General features: G+C 51.7%; 19 protein-coding genes. 8 read left to right on the forward strand and 11 right to left on the reverse strand.

Annotated features, from left to right (window positions below):
• Positions 1-171: 171 nt before the first annotated feature.
• A complete protein-coding gene (locus DN748_RS17865) occupies positions 172-1,152 on the reverse strand; it encodes a YihY/virulence factor BrkB family protein (RefSeq protein ID WP_112373204.1) in 981 nt (326 codons plus the stop codon).
• Positions 1,153-1,762: 610 nt separating this feature from the next.
• Here DN748_RS17865 and DN748_RS17870 point away from each other — a divergent pair.
• The 4 genes from DN748_RS17870 to DN748_RS17885 all read left to right on the forward strand — a co-directional run bounded on the left by DN748_RS17870 (position 1,763) and on the right by DN748_RS17885 (position 5,683).
• Entirely contained in the window at positions 1,763-2,704 is a 942-nt protein-coding gene (locus tag DN748_RS17870) for an ABC transporter permease (protein ID WP_112373205.1), read from the forward strand.
• Entirely contained in the window at positions 2,701-3,651 is a 951-nt protein-coding gene (locus DN748_RS17875; protein WP_112373206.1) for an iron chelate uptake ABC transporter family permease subunit, read from the forward strand. The genes DN748_RS17870 and DN748_RS17875 overlap by 4 nt, the downstream gene beginning before the upstream one ends.
• Positions 3,648-4,406, forward strand: coding sequence for an iron ABC transporter ATP-binding protein (locus tag DN748_RS17880; RefSeq protein WP_112373207.1), 759 nt, complete (start codon positions 3,648-3,650; stop codon positions 4,404-4,406). Before DN748_RS17875 ends, DN748_RS17880 begins: the two co-directional genes overlap by 4 nt.
• Before the next feature lie 320 nt (positions 4,407-4,726).
• Positions 4,727-5,683 carry a siderophore ABC transporter substrate-binding protein gene (locus tag DN748_RS17885; RefSeq protein WP_112373208.1) on the forward strand — a complete coding sequence of 319 codons (957 nt, stop codon included), beginning with the start codon at positions 4,727-4,729 and terminating at the stop codon, positions 5,681-5,683.
• Between the two features lie 240 nt (positions 5,684-5,923).
• Here DN748_RS17885 and DN748_RS17890 read toward each other — a convergent pair whose 3' ends face one another.
• The gene (locus tag DN748_RS17890; RefSeq protein WP_161554603.1) at positions 5,924-9,610 is read right to left on the reverse strand and encodes a reprolysin-like metallopeptidase; all 3,687 of its coding nucleotides are present in this window, start codon (positions 9,608-9,610) and stop codon (positions 5,924-5,926) included.
• 171 nt (positions 9,611-9,781) lie between these two features.
• Here DN748_RS17890 and DN748_RS17895 point away from each other — a divergent pair, with 171 nt between their 5' ends.
• Positions 9,782-10,714 carry a bifunctional riboflavin kinase/FAD synthetase gene (locus DN748_RS17895; protein ID WP_236636917.1) on the forward strand — a complete coding sequence of 311 codons (933 nt, stop codon included), beginning with the start codon at positions 9,782-9,784 and terminating at the stop codon, positions 10,712-10,714.
• Positions 10,715-10,780: 66 nt separating this feature from the next.
• Complete coding sequence (locus DN748_RS17900) at positions 10,781-12,094, forward strand: HTTM domain-containing protein (protein ID WP_112373210.1); 1,314 nt, start codon at positions 10,781-10,783, stop codon at positions 12,092-12,094.
• An 85-nt stretch (positions 12,095-12,179) separates the two neighbouring features.
• Here the strand turns inward: DN748_RS17900 and DN748_RS17905 are convergent, their stop codons facing one another.
• On the reverse strand, positions 12,180-12,560 hold the full coding sequence (locus DN748_RS17905) for a type II toxin-antitoxin system VapC family toxin (protein WP_112373211.1): 381 nt from the start codon (positions 12,558-12,560) through the stop codon (positions 12,180-12,182).
• A complete protein-coding gene (locus DN748_RS17910; RefSeq protein ID WP_112373212.1) occupies positions 12,553-12,783 on the reverse strand; it encodes a hypothetical protein in 231 nt (76 codons plus the stop codon). Before DN748_RS17910 ends, DN748_RS17905 begins: the two co-directional genes overlap by 8 nt.
• Positions 12,784-13,150: 367 nt before the next feature.
• Here DN748_RS17910 and DN748_RS17915 point away from each other — a divergent pair, with 367 nt between their 5' ends.
• On the forward strand, positions 13,151-13,507 hold the full coding sequence (locus DN748_RS17915; protein WP_146746648.1) for a hypothetical protein: 357 nt from the start codon (positions 13,151-13,153) through the stop codon (positions 13,505-13,507).
• A gap of 40 nt (positions 13,508-13,547) precedes the next feature.
• Here the strand turns inward: DN748_RS17915 and DN748_RS17920 are convergent, their stop codons facing one another.
• From DN748_RS17920 to DN748_RS17930, 3 genes are all read right to left on the reverse strand, one after another.
• The gene (locus DN748_RS17920) at positions 13,548-14,306 is read right to left on the reverse strand and encodes a UDP-2,3-diacylglucosamine diphosphatase (protein ID WP_112373248.1); all 759 of its coding nucleotides are present in this window, start codon (positions 14,304-14,306) and stop codon (positions 13,548-13,550) included.
• 70 nt (positions 14,307-14,376) lie between these two features.
• A complete protein-coding gene (locus tag DN748_RS17925; RefSeq protein ID WP_112373214.1) occupies positions 14,377-14,826 on the reverse strand; it encodes a 6-pyruvoyl trahydropterin synthase family protein in 450 nt (149 codons plus the stop codon).
• 133 nt (positions 14,827-14,959) lie between these two features.
• A complete protein-coding gene (locus DN748_RS17930; RefSeq protein ID WP_112373215.1) occupies positions 14,960-15,202 on the reverse strand; it encodes a hypothetical protein in 243 nt (80 codons plus the stop codon).
• 213 nt (positions 15,203-15,415) lie between these two features.
• Between DN748_RS17930 and DN748_RS17935 the strand changes: the two genes are divergently transcribed.
• A complete protein-coding gene (locus DN748_RS17935) occupies positions 15,416-16,063 on the forward strand; it encodes a 2OG-Fe(II) oxygenase (RefSeq protein ID WP_112373216.1) in 648 nt (215 codons plus the stop codon).
• 15 nt (positions 16,064-16,078) lie between these two features.
• Here DN748_RS17935 and murI read toward each other — a convergent pair whose 3' ends face one another.
• From murI to DN748_RS17955, 4 genes are all read right to left on the reverse strand, one after another.
• Positions 16,079-16,840, reverse strand: a complete 762-nt coding sequence (gene murI / locus DN748_RS17940) for a glutamate racemase (RefSeq protein ID WP_112373217.1) — start codon at positions 16,838-16,840, stop codon at positions 16,079-16,081.
• Positions 16,841-16,923: 83 nt separating this feature from the next.
• A complete protein-coding gene (gene mgtE, locus DN748_RS17945) occupies positions 16,924-18,276 on the reverse strand; it encodes a magnesium transporter (protein ID WP_112373218.1) in 1,353 nt (450 codons plus the stop codon).
• Complete coding sequence (gene rsmA / locus DN748_RS17950) at positions 18,254-19,084, reverse strand: 16S rRNA (adenine(1518)-N(6)/adenine(1519)-N(6))-dimethyltransferase RsmA (protein WP_112373219.1); 831 nt, start codon at positions 19,082-19,084, stop codon at positions 18,254-18,256. The genes mgtE and rsmA overlap by 23 nt, the downstream gene beginning before the upstream one ends.
• 24 nt (positions 19,085-19,108) lie before the next feature.
• Positions 19,109-19,420 (reverse strand): DUF4286 family protein, encoded by a 312-nt coding sequence (locus DN748_RS17955; protein ID WP_112373220.1) that lies wholly within the window; start codon positions 19,418-19,420, stop codon positions 19,109-19,111.
• Between the last annotated feature and the right edge of the window lie 10 nt (positions 19,421-19,430).

Raw genomic sequence — 19,430 nt, forward strand, 5'->3', positions numbered from 1 at the left:
AGGCCTACGGTCTGAATGACATTGAGTTCATCCCGGTCGCAGTCGGACTTGTCATTCCGACAGCCTGTCCCGAGCATCGGGAAAGGAGAACCCCGAAGGGCTCAACGCAGTTAAATCTCCGGGCTTGACGTACTGCTGTTGAAAGCGCTTTTGCTCCTGTGCGTGGTTGCTTCACTCCTCCGTAATCTCCAGGTTGTCCCGCAGCCGTTTTAGTATTTTCTTTTCCTCTTCCGGGCTGAGGTGGCGGGTGCTGAGTTTTTTGATCTCCTGGTAAATGGCCGGTTCGGCAAACTGGTTGGGCCTTACCGGTTCGTGCCTGTAGGCGGCATACTGTACGGTAAATTCGGCCCCGAAAAACAGGATCAGGCAGATATAGTTTACCCATAGCAGTATGATGACCAGCGATCCTGCCGCCCCGTATACCGAGGCCGGCTCGCTCTTGCCGAAATAGAAGCTGATCAGCGATTCCCCGATCAGGAACAGAACCGTGGTAAGGGCCGCCCCGGTAAAGGTGGTTTTCCAGCGGATCTTCACATCGGGCAACAGCTTGAACAGCGCGGCAAAGAGCAGGGTGATGACCAGGAAAGAAATGCCGAAGTTCAGCAGGTGTACCAGGCTTACGGTAAGGCTGCCCATAAGCTGCTCTATGTGTTCTTTCAGTACGTTGAGCAGGGCTGAGACTACCAGCGAAACAAGGAGCAGGAAACCGATAACCAGCACCATGCCGAAGGAGATCAGCCGGTCGATAAGCATGGTGCGGAAATTGGCCTTCCGGGCCGCGACGCTCCAGATGTCGTTCATCGCCCTTTTCAGTTGCAGGAACACTCCCGTGGCCGCAAACAGTACCATCCCGATACTGAGGGCAATGGCCCAGGCAGACCCCCCCGAATCGGATACGTTGACGATCATGTTCTCTACGGCCTTTGCCGAATCCTGGCCTACAAAACTGCCTATCTGCGCCGTGATCCGGCCCTGTACGGCCTCGCGCTCGAAAAACATGCTGGCTATGGTAATCACGATAATCAGCAGCGACGGCAACGAAAAAAGGGTGTAATAGGCAATGGTGGCCCCTTTGGGAAAAGGGTCGTTCGTGTTCCAGCGGACAAATGATTTTTTAAGCAGGATAAAAAAGGTTTTCAGTGATCTGAACATAACAGGGCGTGTTTTTCTTAAAAATACGGAATTTTTCCCGGTTGTGCTGTTGGGGTTCCTTCGGGCCGGACAGGCGGGTTCGCTTCGCTACCCATGACGTATCTATGGTAAGTTGCTCCATTTTAAAAACTCCCCTCTTCAGATGAACCTGCCTGCCGGACAGGCTGGGAGGGGTGGGCAGCTATGCTGGCCGGGGAGTTTTGACCGGCCTGAACTTTAACGTATATTCCCAAAGGTTTGGGATTATCCTTATGATCCGGGCTTTCAAAACCCTCCGTCTCATCGAAGATGAGCCACCTCCCTTCGTCTGAAGGGAGGAGTTATGTGTGGGTTTATCACATTTGATCTATGAAGACAAAAACGTCATCTTCATTGATGCGGTTGCTTAAACGTTAGGTCTCTGAATGACAGGGTATTGTCATTCCGACGATAGGAGGAATCTCTTTTGCTCCGTTATGCTGTTGAGATTCTTTCGGGCCGGGTTGGAGATTCCCTGCCTGCCGGCCGGACAGGCGGGGAGGGCTCTCCGGAACTGTTATCGTTTCGTTAATATTTTTATTTTATTTAGAATCAATCTATCTTTGTGGCTGTTTTGAGAAACTGCTGACACTTGAGAATCACCATCTTCATATTCCTGCTGGTCATACTTGCCGTGGTATCCCTCTTTATAGGGGTCAGGGGGATCGCCCCGGCCGATATGCTCCGCCTGGGGGACGAGGAGGTGATGGTCCTTACCATAAGCCGTATTCCGCGTACCATATCGCTTATTCTCGCAGGGGCGGGCATAGGGGTGAGCGGGCTGATCATGCAGCAGATGACACAGAACAGGTTTGTGTCGCCCACTACGGCCGGGAGCCTGGATGCGGCCAAAATGGGGCTGCTCTTCGGGTTTATACTCCTCCCGCAGCTGTCGCCCATGTACAAGATGCTGTTTGCCTTTGCCTTTACCTTTGCAGGCAGCCTGCTGTTCCTGAAAATTACCGACAACATCCGGCACCGGAATGTGATCTTTATCCCGCTGGTGGGGATCATCTTCGGGAGTATCCTGAATTCCATATCCACGTTCTTTGCCTATAAACACCATATCGTACAGAATGTAAGCGCCTGGATGATAGGCGATTTCTCGGCGGTACTGCAGGGCAGGTATGAGCTGGTATATGTGAGTGTCCCGGCCATACTGCTTACCTATCTCTATGCCGACCGCTTTACGGTGGCGGGCATGGGGGAAACCTTTTCGCGGAACCTCGGGCTCAACTACCGCACCATTATGAACCTGGGGCTGTTCTGCGTGTCGCTTACGGTGAGCGTGGTGGTGATCACCGTAGGTACCATCCCGTTCCTGGGGCTTATCATTCCCAATATCATCAGTATCCTCTTCGGCGATAACCTGCGCCGTACCCTGCCGCTTACGGCCCTGTTCGGGGCGGTGTTCCTGCTGGCCTGCGACATTGCGGGAAGGGTGATCATCTACCCCTTCGAGATCCCCATAGGCGTGGTGGTGGGCATTATAGGCGGTGTCGTATTTGTAATCCTCTTATTGCGAAGACGATGAAGCCGTTCAGGAAAAAAATAGCGGTCCTCGCAGGTATCAGCATCTTGCTGTGCGCCCTGTTCCTGTTGTACAACCTCGGGCCCGGAACGGCCTATGCGCTGGAACGCCGGGGGTATAAGATAGCGACCATGATCGTGGTGGCCTGCTGTGTGGCGTATTCTTCCGTCATTTTCCAGACCATTACCAACAACAAGATACTCACCCCTTCCATCATGGGGTTCGAGGCGGTATACCTGCTGTTCCAGACCGTTATCGTGTTTATTTACGGCGACAAGACCTTCCAGGTGCTGACCCACAGCAATAACTTTTTCATTTCGGTGGTCCTGATGGTCCTCTTTGCCCTCGGGCTGTTTGCGGTACTCTTCAGGAAAAGGCACCGAAACCTCTATCTCATGCTGCTGATGGGGCTGGTGCTGGGTACGCTGTTCAGCACCTTGTCGTCCTTTATGCAGATCCTGATAGACCCCAACGAGTTTCTCATGGTCGAAGGGCAGATGTTCGCTTCCTTCAACAGGATCAATTTCGACCTGTTCTGGTATGCCTTCGGGCTGATGGGCATTACCTTTATCGTCGGTTGGCGCTATATGAAATACCTCGATGTACTGGCGCTGGGACGGGAAAATGCCATAAACCTGGGAGTGGATTACAACAGGACCGTAAGGGTATACCTGGTGCTGATCGCCGTACTGGTATCGGTGTCTACGGCGCTGGTAGGGCCCATCACCTTTCTCGGCATCCTGGTGACCAACCTGACCTACGAACTTTTCAGGACCTTCAGGCACCGTACCCTGATCCTCAGCTGCTGCCTGGTGTCCGTGATCGCCGTGGTGGGCGGGCAGTTTGTGGTGGAGCACCTGTTCAGGTTCAACACCGTGATCAGTATTATTATCAATTTTATAGGGGGGATCTATTTTATATACCTCCTGCTAAGAACCAGAAAGATATGATAGAAGCCAGGAATATTACCAAACGCTACGGGCAGAGATCCATACTGGAAGAGGTCTCCATCCGGGTCCCGAAGGGCCGGATCACCTGCCTGATCGGGAGCAACGGGGCGGGAAAAAGTACCCTGCTCTCCATCATCAGCCGGTTGCTGGAACACGACGGGGGGACGGTACTGTTGGGGGACAGGGATATCAATGATTACAAAAACCGCATCCTGGCCCGGCAGTTGTCGTTCCTCAAACAGTCGAACAACATCAATATGCGGCTTACCGTAAGGGAACTGGTGGGTTTCGGGCGCTTTCCCTATTCCCAGGGCAGGCTTACGGCCGAAGACCAGCAGAAAATAGACGAGGCCCTCGGCTACCTGAACCTGGAGGAGATACAGCAGCAGTACCTTGACGAACTCAGCGGCGGACAGCGGCAGCGGGCTTTCCTGGCCATGGTCGTGGCCCAGGATACCGACCATATTCTGCTGGATGAACCGCTGAATAACCTCGATATGAAACACGCGGTGTATATTATGAAGGTCCTGCGGAAACTTACGGACGAACTGGGAAAAACCATCGTGGTGGTCCTGCACGATATCAATTTTGCCTCCCGTTATTCCGATTATATCGCAGCCCTGAAAAATTCGAAGATCGCGTATTTCGACAAAACAGAAAATATCATCCGCCCCGAAATACTCCGCGAGGTCTTCGATATGGATTTTGAGATCGTATCCCTGAACGGGAAGAACGTTTGTAATTATTTCGGATGAAGGGGGAGAGGGAAGTCGGAGGTCCGAAGATGGAAGTGCGGGGGCTGTTATCCCGAAGCCGGACTTGTCATTCCGACGATAGTGCCTGTCGGGCCGGGTTGGAGATTCTTCCCTCCGCTGCGCTCCGCTCTGAATGACAGGGCTTTGTCATTCCGACGATAGGAGGAATCTCTTTTGCTCCGTTGTGCTGTTGAGGTTCCTTCGGGCCGGGTTGGAGATTCCCTGCCTGCCGGACAGGCGGGTTCCCTTCGGTCTGAATGACAGGGGCTACGGCCTGAATGACAATTATATATAAACAGTTAAACCTAAATACATTTCTTATGAAAAAATATCTTTCTCTTTCGGTGTTAAGCCTCCTGGTGGCCCTGTCGGCCTGTAAGGGCGATAAGAAAAAACAGGATGGCGCTGCGGACGGAACCGTTGCATCCAAAACAATTGCCGTAGAACACTCCCTGGGTACGACGGAGGTAAAACAGCATCCTGAAAACGTGGTGGTACTTGATTACGGCTCCCTCGAGACGCTGGATGTGCTGGGGGTACCGGTGGCGGGGATTCCCAAATCGTCTTTCCTGCCTTCACACCTGGCAAAATACCGCGATGATGCCTCGATAGCCGATGTGGGCACCCTGGTGGAGGTGGATTTTGAGCAGATCAACGCCCTGGCCCCGGAGCTGATCATTACCTCGGCCCGGTTACAGAAAGACTACCCCGAGCTTTCCAGGATCGCCCCTACCGTTTTTGTGGAGCTCGACCCGAAGGAGTATATGAGCAGTTTTGAAAAGAACGTACATACCCTGGCCGGGATATTCGGCAAGGAAAAGGAGGCCGATGAAGCTCTTGATGCTATAAGGAAAAAAGTGGAAGCCGTAAGGGCCCGTACGGCCGGTATGGAGGAAAAAGGACTGGTAGTGCTTTCCAACAACGGCAGGGTCAGTGCCTACGGAAGCGGTTCGCGCTTCGGGATGATCCACGATGTGCTGGGGGTGCCGGTAGCGTCTTCAGACCTGCAGACCTCGCCCGAAAGCCACCACGGGCGGAAAATATCGTATGAGTTTATACAGGAAATCAATCCCGGGTATATCTATGTGATAGACCGCGGTGCCGTGGTGACCAAAAAACCGCTGGAAAAGGAAGCCTTTGAAAATGCCCTGGTACAAAAAACCGATGCCTATAAAAACGGGAAGATCATATACCTTAACCCGGAAGTGTGGTACCTCTCGGGCGGGGGGATTATCTCCGTAAACAGGATGATAGACGAGATATCGGAAACCCTGTAACCGTCTGCTGCCGGGCTGTTGCTGCCCCGGTTATTCCCGGAAACACAAAAAAACAGGCCGCCTGATCCAGACGGCCTGATTACTGTGCTTATTCCATTAACATATTAATATGTTAAACTACCCCAAAAAAATAAACAGCAGTAATTTTTTATTGCAACAATGGGCAGTATACCCGTTATAAGTACCCGGAACCGGGTATAGGGTCCCAAATGCCAACTTTCCGGTCTTGAAAGTACGAAATTATTGCGGACTTTTGATGACTTTGACCGTCTTTTTTAAATTTTTTCCCTTTATGCTTATGATATAGGCTCCCGGACTGAGCCCCTGGAGCTCCAGGGGGATGTCTGCCGTGGCCTGTTCATAGCTCCCGGAAGCCATCAGCACACCGGACAGGTTGTATACCCGTATGTGAAACGGACCCTGCACATCGTTCCCTATCCGGGCATATACCGGGCCGGTAAAGGGGTTGGGATAGACGACAATATCATCGGGAGCAAAAAATATACGGGTTTCGTATGTGCCCTGGCAGTCCTGTTCCGAAACTACCGAAAGGATATTTTCACCCGGTTCCAGGGGCAGGATAATGTTTTCCGCGTCGGTTTCGGTAACCGTTCCGTTAAGGGAGATGGTATAGCGGTGCCCGCCGTCCATCTGCAGTTCCAGGGTGTTGTTGCCGCCGTGTACCACGGGAATTACCGAAAGCCCGCTCGATATGGCGACCGCTGTCTCATGGCACTGCCGGAACGAAGAATTGCCGGTTACGGTAAAGCACAGTTCGTAAGTCCCTTCGGGCAGGTTTTCTGCCGACCAGGTTTCCGTAAAGTCTTCTGTGTGCTGAATGCCGTTCCCGCTGATCGTCACCTGGTAGGGCAGCGCCACCATGGCCGTTACCGAGATGATACCGTCGCTGTTGCCCTCGCAGGAAACTTCCGCCGTCTCTATGACAAAATTGTCTGCGGCAGGATCGGGGCAGCGGGTAATGCCGAAAGCGTTTATCGTTCCGCCATCGGAAATATGGTTGTCTGTAACGCTCAGGGTCCACGTCCCTTCGGTACGCTCTCCCCGGAATGCCGTCAGGGCCTGTTCGGGCCGTACTGTTCCGCCTATCGCGGGGTTGTTGTTGCAGTTTACGGGCGCCCCGGCATCGCTGAAAACGGCATTGATGTTTTCCGATCCCGGGCAGATATCCGAAAAAAGCCGTACCGCGGTACCGGAGGGAGAGGTCAGCGTTACGGTAAGATCGGCTGCCCAGCTGTGGGTAATATCCAGGCTTACCGTGATGCCGCCCGTGATCATGTCGTTATCGGTGATCTCCAGCACGGAGGTCACCGTACCTGAGCTGTTTTCGGGGATCACTACCGTGTCGCTGCTGGTGTAGGTATGGCATCCCGTGGCCGGGGTACTGAAAGAAAAGGGACTGCCGTAAGCTCCCGCCCCGCAGGGGTTCAGGGGCCTTACCCTCCAGTAATAGGTGCGGTCGTTCCGGAGGGAGGAAGGGCGGAATACGGGAAAAGCCACGGTGTCCTGCTGTACCGCCGTTGCAAAATCAGGGGTTTCCGATAGCTGTATTTCGTAACTGCCGGCATTGGGCGGGGCTTCCCATTCCAGGGCAACGCCTTCGGGAGGGATGTCCGTAGCCCCGTTTTCGGGAAGGGTAAGGGCCACGGGGGCAAACCCGGTGTCGTGAAGTGTGAGGGTGAGCGGTATCTCCGGTGTACTGTCGCCAGAGGTTCCGGTAAGCTGTAATGTGTATGTTCCCGGTATACTGCCCGAAGCGGTCACGGTAACTTCGGTACCGTCTGCCGTAGCGCTTTCCGGGTCGATGGTCACATCGATGCCTTCCGGGGCCGTTGCCGAAAAAAGGGTGGTGCCCGGAAAACCGTTATAAGTGTGATATACGAAAGTGTATACCGCTTCTTCGCCGGTACAGGCAGTCTGCGAAAGCGCTTCGAAATCCATGGTGTAATCTGCCGGGACGACGGTAAGGTTGGCCCCGTTGACGGCGAAAAACACCTGGTCTGCGGGCTTTACCATGATCCGCGCTTCGGAAGTGCTTATGCCGCCGGGGACCACCACGGTGGCTTCCCCGCTGTTGGGCACTCCTTCGGCCAGCAGTACCCTGTTGTTGAGGTCGTTGCCCGGAAGCAGGAAGATATCGGTGGTTTCTGCCCCGATCGCCCCGCTGTGGGTACCGGCCACATCCCAGGTAACGGTTTCGGGATGACCGGCGGTAAGCGTGGCCGTCGTGTTGTGGGAGCTTACGGTAAAGGGCCCCGCGTCAGCGGTGACGGTAAGGCGTACCCGGTCGCTGCCGGTCTGTCCTCCCCCCGGGTGGCCGTCGCGTACCAGGAAGGAAAAATTCAGCTCCCGGCCTGTGGCGGGGAGTACTTCCCAGGCATTGGAGAGGCTTCCCGAAAAAATATCTTCCGGCCGGGGGAAATACCGTTCGGGGATTTCCGAAGGGGGATAGGAACGGAACAGGGGCCCGCCGGGCGAGGAAGCATCGGGATATCCTTCGTAGATCTGGTTGTCGGCCTGTTCCCAGGAGTAGGTCAGTACATCGCCGTCGGGGTCGGAAGCCGTACCTGTCAGTACAAAGGGCGTCCCGGCCGGGATCACCCGGTCGTCTCCGGCATCGGCCGCAGGAGGGAGGTTTCCCGTACTTTCCGTTATGGCGCAGCTCCCGGAAGCGATATGCTCCCATACCTGGGAAATACTTACCGCGTGAAAATAGGCATCGCTGTTTACCTGGATGTTCGGGGGGCATATCCCGGCATAGCCCATGATGGTGGAACCGCTGCCCGGCTCCACTGCCGTATGGTTGCTGCGCTCGTCGCCGCAGTAGTTGTTAAAGGTGTGGGTAGCGCCGAACTGGTGGCCTATTTCATGGGCTACATAGTCTATGGCAAAGGGGTCGTCTATCGGCGATGAGGTGCCGGTAACCCCCCTGGCCTTGTTCTCCGTACACAGCGATCCCAGTTCCGCAATGCCCCCGGCGCCGGTACTGAATACGTGCCCGATATCGTAATGGTCCGCACCGATGAGCGAGTCGATAATAGGCTGTATCTCTTCGATCAGGGTCCTGCCCCGGTCGTTGGTCATCCCGTCGGTGTCGGGGTCCAGGAAAATAAGGGTGTCGTTGTGGTCTACAAGTTGTAAAAAAACCGAAAGGTCGCGTGCGTAGATACCGTTTACCCGGGTCATGATGGTGTTCATGGCAGCGAGTACGGCGGCCTTTTTTTCGGTGTCGGTACCCTGGGTAACCCCCGCCTGGGCGATATGGTACTGTGCGAATTCCCCGGTACAGGCCAGGGCCATTCTGTAGGTGCGCAATACGCCGTCGTCGGGGCCATTGCCGGAGGGGTTGCCCTGGGGAGGGATGATGCCCATGGGCCGTGCATCGGCCATGAAAGCACAGGTAAATGCTTTTTCATAGGGCGAAAAGTCCTGGCGGGAAGCCAGGTAATAGCGGTCTTTTTCCGTTTCCGAAGGATTGAGGTAATAGGTGCCTTCCGCATCGTGTACCGTGGCATGCAGGCCGAGGTGGTCCATACTGAAGCGGATCTCCGTGCCCGGATGCTGCAGGGACACCCCGCGGTACGACCGGATACCCGGGTATTTCCCGGCCAGCGCCGGGGATAAGACCGGGGTCTCCGATATCCTGAAGGCCTCGGTACCGCCGTGGCGTACCGGGAAGCTTACCACGGTACCGCCGCTCCTGGCCGACAGGGAGCGGGAAGTAGCGGTGCCGAGCTGCGCCCGCAGCGCATCGCTCCGCAACAGGTACCCGTCCGGCGTGCCGGCATTTTTTACCAGCCCGGAAGGAATATCGCGCAGGGCCGTTTTCTGCCAGGGAGACTCCTGTGCCCCCAGGGGAAACGAAATAAGCAGAAAACCAAGGAATAGTAGTAGTAGGGGTCTTTTCATAGGCATCCGGATCTGGTTGATACCTGTAAATGTAAAGAATAATTTGTAACCCTGCTGCCACAAAACAGTTAGGAGTTCAGAGTTGTGATTCAAACCTTCAACCCCCAACTACATAACACAACTAAAGATTAAAATTTGTTACTTTGTAGTGTGGGATAAAAAACCGTATTCGTGATCATTAAAAAAACACTTGCCGACAATAGCGGAACAGGCTTTTCCGTCGTAACGATAGGCACGTTCGACGGCGTACATGTAGGCCACCGGAAAATACTGGAAAGGCTGATAGAAAGTGCCAGGGCCAATAACCTGAAATCTACCCTGCTCACCTTTTTTCCGCATCCGCGTATGGTATTGCAGCAGGATGCCGATATCAAGCTTATCAACACCCTGGACGAGAAGATCGCCATCCTGGAAAAAAGCGGGCTGGAGCAGCTGATCATTTACCCTTTTACACGCGAATTCTCCAGGCTTACCGCCATAGAATTTGTCCGTGACATTATTGTAGACAAACTCAGGGCGCGGAAAGTGATTATCGGGTACGACCACCGTTTCGGCCGCAACCGGACCGCTACCATAAAAGACCTCAGGGAATACGGCGAAACCTACGAATTTGATGTGGAGGAGATCGGGGTGGAAGAGGTGGATGCGGTTTCTGTGAGTTCTACCAAGATACGCAGGGCCCTGGAAGAGGGAGATATGGAGACGGCCAACCAGTACCTGGGGTACGATTTTATGCTTACGGGCGAGGTGGTAAAAGGCAAAGGGCTCGGGAAGCAGATGCGTTATCCCACGGCCAACCTGCACATCGCGGAGACCTATAAACTGATCCCGGCAAAAGGGGTGTACGTGGTGAAAAGCGAAATAGACGACAGGGTGGTATACGGGATGATGAATATAGGGTTCAACCCTACTGTTAACGGCGACAGGCAGTCCATCGAAATCCATTTTTTTGATTTTGACAGGGATATTTACGGAAAAAAGATCCGGATAGACATGCTGAAGAGGTTGCGGGACGAAGTGCGTTTTGATTCGGTGGAGTCGCTTACCCTCCAGCTTCACAAGGATAAGGAAAATGCCCTGGAATATTTACGGGAACGACGGTAATGCCGGCCTTTGCGGAAGGTGGAGGGCCTGTTTTTAATCTCGCACAGAGCGCAATTTTATGATCGTATGAATACACTGCTGTTTAAGCGCATTGACAATGCCCCGCTGATCGTGTTCCGGGTAGTATTCGGGCTGCTTATTTTCCTGGAATCGGTGGGGGCCATTTTTACGGGCTGGATCAAGGTAACCCTCATCCGCCCCGGGTTTACCTTCAACTTTATAGGGTTCGACTGGTTACAACCCCTGCCGGGCAACGGCATGTATTTCTATTTTGCACTGATGGGGCTCTTCGGCCTGTTTGTGATGATAGGGTACAAATACCGGTGGAGCCTCGCTGCCTTTACCCTGATGTGGACAGCGGTATACCTGATGCAGAAAGCATCTTATAATAATCATTATTACCTGCTTATCCTGCTGTGCCTGCTGATGCTGGTACAGCCCGCAAACCGCTACCTGTCGGTCGATGCCCGGCAGAACCCGGCCATTCGCGATATTTCCATGCCCCGATGGAGTGCGCTGATCATTATCCTGCAGGTGTGGATCGTGTATACGTATGCTGCCGCAGCCAAACTGTACCCCGACTGGCTCAATTATTCCATGGCGGAAAACCTGATGCTGGGGCGAAAGGATTACCCGATTATCGGCGGATTGCTGCAACAGCACTGGCTGCACGTGTTTATTACCTGGGCGGGAATACTTTTCGACGGGCTCGTGGTGCCGTTGCTGTTGTGGAAACCCACCAGGAAACTGGCTTTTGCGGCGTCGGTGGTATTTCACCTGTTCAATTCGGTAGTGTTCCAGATCGGGATATTCCCCTATATGTCGCTGGGGTTTACGGTGTTTTTCTTTGCCCCGGAAACCATACGCCGTATCTTCCTGAAACGAAAACCGCGGTATACCGAAGGTGAAATAAGGGTACCGGAACACCGGAATTTCCTCGTGCTGGCGGGCATTGTTTATTTCCTGGTCCAGGTCGGGCTGCCCCTGCGGCATCACGCCATACCGGGCGATGTGCTGTGGACCGAGGAAGGGCACCGTATGAGCTGGCGCATGATGCTGAGGAGCAAGGGAGGCTATATCCGTTTTAAGGTAGTAGACAAGCAGACCGGGGCCACGGAGACCATATCTCCCAAAGACCGGCTGACGGTAAAACAGCAGCGTATGATAGCGACCAAGCCCGATGTGATCTGGCAGTTCGCACAGCGGCTGAAAAAAGAATATGCCCGCCAGGGTAAAGACGTGGCCGTATATGCCATAGGCAAGGTTAGCGTGAACCGGAAACCCCTGCACGCCCTGATCGATCCCGAAACAGACCTGGCCTCGGTAAAGTGGGACCCCTTCCGCCACAGCCCGTGGATACTCCCTGCCCCCTGGGATTGATGTTTTCCAGATTCACCAAAGTTTCATCATATTTATTCCCACTTTTCAGGCCGTACCAAATTCGTGTCTCCGTTCAGTTTCCTTTTTAGTATTTTTCCAATGGGTTTAAAAGCTCCAATTCCTCAAGATGATTAAAATCTTTTGTGTTGGCAGTAACCAAAAGTAAATTATAAACCTTTGCAGTTGCTGCTATAATGGCATCCCCGAGGCTCATGGATTTTTGCTGTCTGAATAATATGGCTGAATCAATTATTTCAGCGTTAATTTCAAATAGGTCAAATTGATTAAATAAATTCTGAAAATATGTTCGGTCTTTAGCTACCAGTTTATGATAACCCAAAACTTCCAACCGGCTAATGGCCGATACTGCAATATGATTTGTTCTTAACCAATTGCGCAGTTCGGCATATTGCGGGAGCCCCGTATAAATTATAATATTGGAATCTAAAAGTACTGTTTTACTCACGTCCGTAAAGTTTTCTGTCTTTTCTCATTTCACGCTGCCATTTTACCGGATCTTTTATACTGCTAATACCTCCGGAAGCCGCCATTTCTTCCATAAGATTATATAACTTTTCCGATCTGTTTTTCTTTTTTACGGGACGTTTGATTTCCAGCCCTAAGCGTTTTGCCAGGGCCTCTACCTGTTGCAGTAGTTTCTTATCTTTTCCTGAAATGGTGATTTCCATAGCATTTAATTTTAATGATTTAAAGATAAGGAAAAATGCGGATTTTATTTTTAAAAGGTATACAGTATTTTCCTTTTACCAGTTTCGGTAATAGCAAGTTTTTTTAATGTTTGAAGCATATCTCTTATTTAATACTTTGTTAAAGATAATTAAGTTTTTAGAAATGATTTGCTAACATCGTGTAGTGCGTTGCCGTCTTGCTATAATTTTTCAAACTTACAAAATTATCCCCCTGACCAGGAACCGGGAATATTATTTAATTTATTTAGATTGAATAAAAATAATTATATCTTTGTACCTGTATATATGGAGAGCCGTGTACTGTTCATGGCCGGAAGAATGCTTAAAAGCCGTTAAACCTGCTGTTATGAACGAGATATATTGCATTTACAGGAATGATATAGGCATCGCCTTTCAATGGAAACGGGACATTGTAAAGAATAATTTCGGAAAATTACAGATTGTTTTCCGCGACATGGGGTTCTATCTTTCTCCCGATGAGGTCACCGATTTTTACCACTGCGTAAAGAATGCCCGGCAGTTTGAACGTTGTGCGGAATGCCGTCACAACAGGGAGTACCGGTCTATTCTGCTGCGTACCCCTGCCGATAAGGTAGACCTGGCGGTTAATATTGACGAATTGTACCAGATCGAAGACCTTATAGAAGGAACGCTGTTCCAGATAAAACTGGACGGTTACCTGAACCAGATCTGCGACAATTAAGCTCGTCGTTTCTGGTGCTCGTTTGCAACGAGTACCACTACTACTTTTTGTATTCCAGGAGTTCCGTCCTCTGCCCGTCAAAAACGCCGTAGGTATAATAGTGTATCCAGTCGCCGAGGTTGATATAACGGGAGTTCCCGCCGAGGCTGATCTCCAGGGGGAGGTGCCGGTGCCCGAAGATAAAATAGTCGTAGTGCTGCGCTTCGAGTTTTCGCCTGGCATAATGTACCAGCCATTCCTTGTCTTCTCCGAGGAACTTCACGTCTTCATCTCCCGAGATGAGTTTGTTTTTGACCGAAAGGTACTGCGCGAGTTTGACCCCTATATCGGGATGGAGCCACCTGAAAAACCATTTGGCTACCGGGTTGGTAAACAGCTTTTTCATCCGTTTATACCCCTTGTCTCCCGGGCCCAGTCCGTCACCGTGGCCGATAAAGAAGCGTGTTCCGCCGATATTAAACACTTGCGGGCGATGGAACACAGGGATGCCGAGTTCCTTTTCGAAATAATCATCCATCCACAGGTCGTGATTTCCGACAAAGAAAAAAACGGGAATACCGCGGTCTGTGATCTCTGCCAGTTTCCCGAGGGTACGGGTAAACCCTTTCGGAACGACGGTCTTGTACTCAAACCAGAAATCGAACAGGTCTCCCAGCAGAAAGATGGCCGCAGCATCGGCCTTTACTTCGTCCAGCCATTGTACGAACTTCTTTTCCCGGGGCAGGCTCTTATCGGGAGAAGGAGCGCCGAGGTGATTGTCGGAGGCAAAATAGACCTTTTTTCCTTCAGGCAGGTTTATATGTATGGTTTCGGTGTTCAAATACAGTGGTTGCTACGGGTTGCAGGTTACTTTGCAGGTTGCAGGGTTGTTATTGGTCGCTGGCATACCATTCGGCATAGGAGGTTTCGGTTTCGTGCAGTTTCAGGGAGTGCAGTGCCACTCCTTCGGGAAGGCGGGGCCCGATCTTTTTGGCAAAATCGATCACCATATTCTCACTGGTGGGCTGGTAGTCGACCAGCAGCACGTGGTGCCCGTGCCTGATGAGCTCTTCGGCCAGCTGTGCATGAGGCGTATTTTTGTTGAATACGGTAGCGTGGTCGAACCGGTCTACGATCTCTTCCTTCACGATCTTTTTCAGGTCGCCGAAATCGATGACCATGCCGTATTTCACATCAGAGGTGTCGGTAATGGGCGTGCCCGTTACCGTTACCGCAAGTTTATAGCTGTGGCCGTGAACATTCTTGCACTTTCCATCATAGCCGTAAAGGGCATGCCCGGTTTCGAAACCAAATAACTTGGTAAGACGGATGTTACTCATATCTGCCTGGAATATTAAACTTCTACGGCACAAAGATAACCAATTAGGAAGAGGGGCTTTTTAAAACGGTACAGAAATATTTAACCGGGCTGGTTTGCAGGCAGGGGATTTTCATTAATCCGAATGTATGGTATTACATTGCGTTTAGCCACTCCAGGTTTCTTTTGTCCATTGCTTTCTGGGAAATTAATTTCCCGTTTTTGATATCCTGTTCGCTCATAGCCAACATTGTTTTTTGCTCTTTTGTCAATTCGATGACTTCAGATTCAGGAGGACCGGATGAAATCAGTTTATCAAGAGCTTCTAAAAAATCTTTGTCCTTTATAGATAGTATTTTGTCTATCAATCCATTTCTTATTTTATCAACTGTTGTCATTTCGTGTCAGTTTTTTGTTTATGAATATTTTTACTTCAGAGTTATACAACTCATTATATAGTACTTATATTATAGATTTATATCTTAAAACTGCGAAAAGAAATAATACTCTTAATGTTCTGACCTTTGAGAATGATTTCGATTTACCGAAAAATTTCAATCTGTCGGATTTGTTTTCTTCATAAATTTGCAGGCTTTTTATTTTTATGGCCAATGGCAGTGAACGAACTGTTTGAACAGCTGGATTTTAAGGAAGATCCGCTGTATGAGAAAATGATCGCCGACCTGATGGAACGGCAGTACAGTATCATTGAGAATTTCTTTCCTGTGGAAGAAGTCGCTGCCCTGCGGAGGTCGCTGCTGGAAAAATATGAAGAGGACTGCTTTAAAAAGGCAGCTATCGGCAACCGCACCAGCGAAGTGGTCGAAAAGGAGATACGCGGTGATTTTATCTTCTGGCTGAACGAAGGGGAAGCCCGGGCAGGCGAACGCCGGTTCTTCGAGCGTATCAACGACCTGGTGGCTTACCTGAACAAAACCTGTTTTATGGGCATCAGGGAGAAGGAGTTTCACTATGCGGTATATCCCTGCGGGACCTTTTACAGGCGGCACCTGGACACTTTTCAGAACGATGACCGCCGGAAACTTTCCGTGGTGTTCTACCTGAACGGGGAAGACTGGAAACCGGAGTACGGGGGAGAGCTGGTGATATACACCGGCAGGGACGGAAAAGAAGAAGAGGTGACCATTTATCCTTTCCCGGGCAGGATGGTTATCTTCGAAAGCCAGGTACTCGAACACGAAGTAAAACGGGTAGACCGGGAGCGTCTCAGTATTACCGGGTGGTTGAAAACCAGCTGATACCGGTCCGGAAACTTACAATGCCTGCATGGCAGTGAGGTAATCGAGGTATTTGTCGAAGTGGCCCGCATCGGCCTGTTGCCCGGAAATAAAATATTGTATTTCCTTTTTTTCCGGGCTGCTTTCGGGGTGTACCCGGGTCATGAGATTGTTTACCGTGCCCCTGTTGCCGTCGAGGATGCGGACGTGGGGGGCGATCAGCCGGCGTATCTGCTCCCGGAAGTATATGAAATGGGTGCATCCCAGTACGATGGCATGGTACCGGCTCCACGGGATGCCGGAAAGCTGGTGCCTGAGATAGGCTTCCGTTTCGGGGGCATCCAGTTGAAAGCGTTCTGCCAGGAGCACGAGCCCCTGCAGCGAAAGATAGTCTACCTTGTCCCCGGCATTGAGGTCCTGTACCAGCCGGTCCAGCTTTTCTTCTTTCAGGGTGAGATCGGTAGCACATACCAGCACTCTTTTGTCGTCACTGCTTTCCACAGCGGGCTTTATGGCAGGCTCCATACCTATTATAGGGAAGTCGTAGGTGTCCCGGAGTGCCTTTACCGCCACGCTGGTGGCCGTATTACAGGCCACGACCAGGGCCTTGAGTTTTTTCTCCGCCAGGAAAGCACAGGCCCGGAACACCAGCTCCGTGATCTCTTCCCGGGTTTTGGTTCCGTAAGGGGCATGGTGCGAGTCGCCGAAATAAATAAACCGCTCTCCGGGCATACGCTGTATGGCTTCGTGTAATACGGTAAGACCGCCCACACCGGAATCGAAAAAGGCTATGTGCATGTACGCTCTGGTTTCAGCCCTGGAAACAGGCTTTTTTCTTACAGGCAAAGGTAATAAAATAAGGGATTGGTACGGGCGCGGTCTTAAAATCCCAGTATCACCTTGGCAATGGTAAAGTAGATCAGTATGCCCAGCACGTCGTTGCTCGTGGTGATAAACGGCCCGGTGGCAACTGCCGGATCAATGCCCCTTTTGTCCAGGAAGATAGGGATAAAGGTGCCTATTACGGCAGCATTCACAATAACGGTAATGAGCCCCAGCCCTATGGTTGACGAAACGAGGTAGGAGGTGCCGAAAGCAAAATGGCTGATAAGCAGTACGATGGCAGCAATGGCCAGCCCGTTGATAAGCCCCAGGGAAAATTCCTTGGCCAGGCGACCGAGGATCTCTCCCTTGATCGAATTGTTGGCCAGTCCCTGGACTACAATGGCCGACGATTGTACTCCCACATTTCCGGCGGTAGCCTGCATCAGGGGCACAAAACTCAGCAGTATGGGGTATGTTTCCAGGGCATCCTGGAACCCGGTGATAATACTGGCGGCGCCGAGTCCGCCGAACATGCCGATCAGCAGCCACGGCAGCCTCGCCCTGGTGAGTTTCCAGACGCTGTCGTCGGCCTCCACATCGCGGGTAATACCGGCGGCGAGCTGGTAGTCTTTTTCGGCCTCTTCGCGTATGACGTCTACGATATCGTCAATGGTGATCCGCCCTACCAGCCTTCCTGATTCGTCTACTACCGGGATGGCTTCGAGGTCGTATTTAGACATCACCCTGGCTACATCTTCTGCCTTGTCGGTTACGGATACATAATCGACCTTGGGGATATAGATATCGCGGATATGGGTCTGGGTAGAGGTGGTGAGCAGGTCTTTGAGCGACAGTCTCCCCTTGAGCCGTTCATTGTCATCTACCACGTAGATGGAGTGTACGCGTGTCACGTGCTCCGCCTGCAACCGCATTTCCTTGACACAGGTGAGCACGTTCCAGTTTTCGTTTACCTTTACCAGCTCCTTGGCCATCAGCCCCCCCGCCGAATTCTCGTCATACCGCAGCAGTTCCACGATGTCCTTGGCGTGCTCCTTGTCTTCGATATGGGAGATGACCTCTTTTTTCCGCTCTTCGGAGAGTTCCGCGATAATATCTGCCGCGTCGTCGGTATCCAGTTCCAGGAGCTCGTCGGCAATTTCCTGCGCAGAGAGGTTTTTAAGGATGCGCTCCCGCACATCTTCGTCGAGCTCGGTAAGGGTCTCAGACGTTTTTTCGCTGTCCAGCAGCTTGATCAGGTAGGTGGCCTCGTCCAGGTTGAGCTCGTTGATGATCTCGGCGATATCGGCATAGTGCAGCTCGTTGAGGATCTGTAATAACCCGCTGTTATTCCTGTCCGCTACCAGTTGCTCTATCTGCTCCAGAAGTTCATCGCTGAGTTTGAATGTCATAAGCTATCTTTTGGGTTAGGCCGATAAATTCGTCGACGCCGAGTTGCTCGGGACGTTTGTCAAAAATACTATCTTCTTTCAAATTATCAGACAGGCCGAAAGTTTTTAAACTGTTACGAAGTGTTTTTCTCCGCTGCCCGAAGGCGGTTTTCACGACCTTAAAAAACAACAACTCGTCACACGGCAGCCTGAACGCGGTTTTTCGCCGCAGCCGCAATACGCCCGATTTCACTTTCGGGGGCGGGGTAAATACCTGTTCCGATACGGTAAAGAGGTATTCCGCATCGTAAAATGCCTGTACCAGTACCGAAAGTATGCCATAAGCCTTGCTCCCTTTGGGTTCGCAGACCCTTTCGGCCACTTCTTTCTGGAACATGCCCGAGAATTCCGGTACCTGCTCCCGCATTTCCAGCATCCTGAAAAGGATCTGCGAGGAGATGTTATAGGGGAAATTCCCTATAATGGCAAAGGGGTCATTGCCCATGACCTCCCTGATATCGTATTTTAAAAAATCCCGGTTTACGATCCGCTGCGACAACTCCGGATAGTGTGCGTTCAGGTAACTTACCGATTCGTCATCGATCTCCACGACATAGGTAAGCAGGGGTTTTTTGAGCAGGTACTTGGTAAGCACTCCCATTCCCGGGCCTATTTCAAGGACCTTTTCATATCCTTCCAGGGTAAGTGTGCCGGCTATTTTAAGGGCGATGTTTTCATCGTTGAGAAAATGCTGCCCGAGGTGCTTTTTTGCCCTTACCTTTCCGTCGCCCCCGTGTGGGGCCCCGGTTGTTTTGTCGCGTGTTGCCATTCCTTGTTCTCTTTCCGGCGGGGCCTAATGTTCGCTTACCACCTGTAGTTCGGTACGGAACACCACCATGTGGTCTCCGAAACGCTGCCGGGCCTTTTCATCGAACGCCGCGGCATCTTCTTTATAATATTTTTCCAGCATGTCCCGCCTGTCGGCAATGTATTGTACCGAATACGTGATACCTCCCATCTCTTCTTCCACCAGTACGCGGAGTATCCGGGCATTGCTGAATTTTCCGGTGGCCAGTATTTCGGGGATATGTTCTTCCCGCATCCAGTGCAGCCATTCGTCGTGAAGCGCTTCGTCTATATTGGTGGTCACGTTGTAGATATACATGTTTCCTGGT

The organism is Sinomicrobium soli (assembly GCF_003285545.1).
Classification (GTDB): Bacteria; Bacteroidota; Bacteroidia; order Flavobacteriales; family Flavobacteriaceae; genus Sinomicrobium.

What these genes read in the sequence shown, in the direction of transcription:
- DN748_RS17925 (WP_112373214.1), bottom strand. Translation starts at nt 14,826, where the DNA reads ATGAGTAACATCCGTCTTACCAAGTTATTTGGTTTCGAAACCGGGCAT.
- mgtE (WP_112373218.1), bottom strand. Translation starts at nt 18,276, where the DNA reads ATGACATTCAAACTCAGCGATGAACTTCTGGAGCAGATAGAGCAACTG.
- rsmA (WP_112373219.1), bottom strand. Translation starts at nt 19,084, where the DNA reads ATGGCAACACGCGACAAAACAACCGGGGCCCCACACGGGGGCGACGGA.
- murI (WP_112373217.1), bottom strand. Translation starts at nt 16,840, where the DNA reads ATGCACATAGCCTTTTTCGATTCCGGTGTGGGCGGTCTTACCGTATTA.
- DN748_RS17915 (WP_146746648.1), top strand. Translation starts at nt 13,151, where the DNA reads ATGAACGAGATATATTGCATTTACAGGAATGATATAGGCATCGCCTTT.
- DN748_RS17890 (WP_161554603.1), bottom strand. Translation starts at nt 9,610, where the DNA reads ATGAAAAGACCCCTACTACTACTATTCCTTGGTTTTCTGCTTATTTCG.
- DN748_RS17880 (WP_112373207.1), top strand. Translation starts at nt 3,648, where the DNA reads ATGATAGAAGCCAGGAATATTACCAAACGCTACGGGCAGAGATCCATA.
- DN748_RS17875 (WP_112373206.1), top strand. Translation starts at nt 2,701, where the DNA reads ATGAAGCCGTTCAGGAAAAAAATAGCGGTCCTCGCAGGTATCAGCATC.
- DN748_RS17900 (WP_112373210.1), top strand. Translation starts at nt 10,781, where the DNA reads ATGAATACACTGCTGTTTAAGCGCATTGACAATGCCCCGCTGATCGTG.
- DN748_RS17935 (WP_112373216.1), top strand. Translation starts at nt 15,416, where the DNA reads ATGGCAGTGAACGAACTGTTTGAACAGCTGGATTTTAAGGAAGATCCG.
- DN748_RS17885 (WP_112373208.1), top strand. Translation starts at nt 4,727, where the DNA reads ATGAAAAAATATCTTTCTCTTTCGGTGTTAAGCCTCCTGGTGGCCCTG.
- DN748_RS17865 (WP_112373204.1), bottom strand. Translation starts at nt 1,152, where the DNA reads ATGTTCAGATCACTGAAAACCTTTTTTATCCTGCTTAAAAAATCATTT.
- DN748_RS17955 (WP_112373220.1), bottom strand. Translation starts at nt 19,420, where the DNA reads ATGTATATCTACAACGTGACCACCAATATAGACGAAGCGCTTCACGAC.
- DN748_RS17910 (WP_112373212.1), bottom strand. Translation starts at nt 12,783, where the DNA reads ATGGAAATCACCATTTCAGGAAAAGATAAGAAACTACTGCAACAGGTA.
- DN748_RS17930 (WP_112373215.1), bottom strand. Translation starts at nt 15,202, where the DNA reads ATGACAACAGTTGATAAAATAAGAAATGGATTGATAGACAAAATACTA.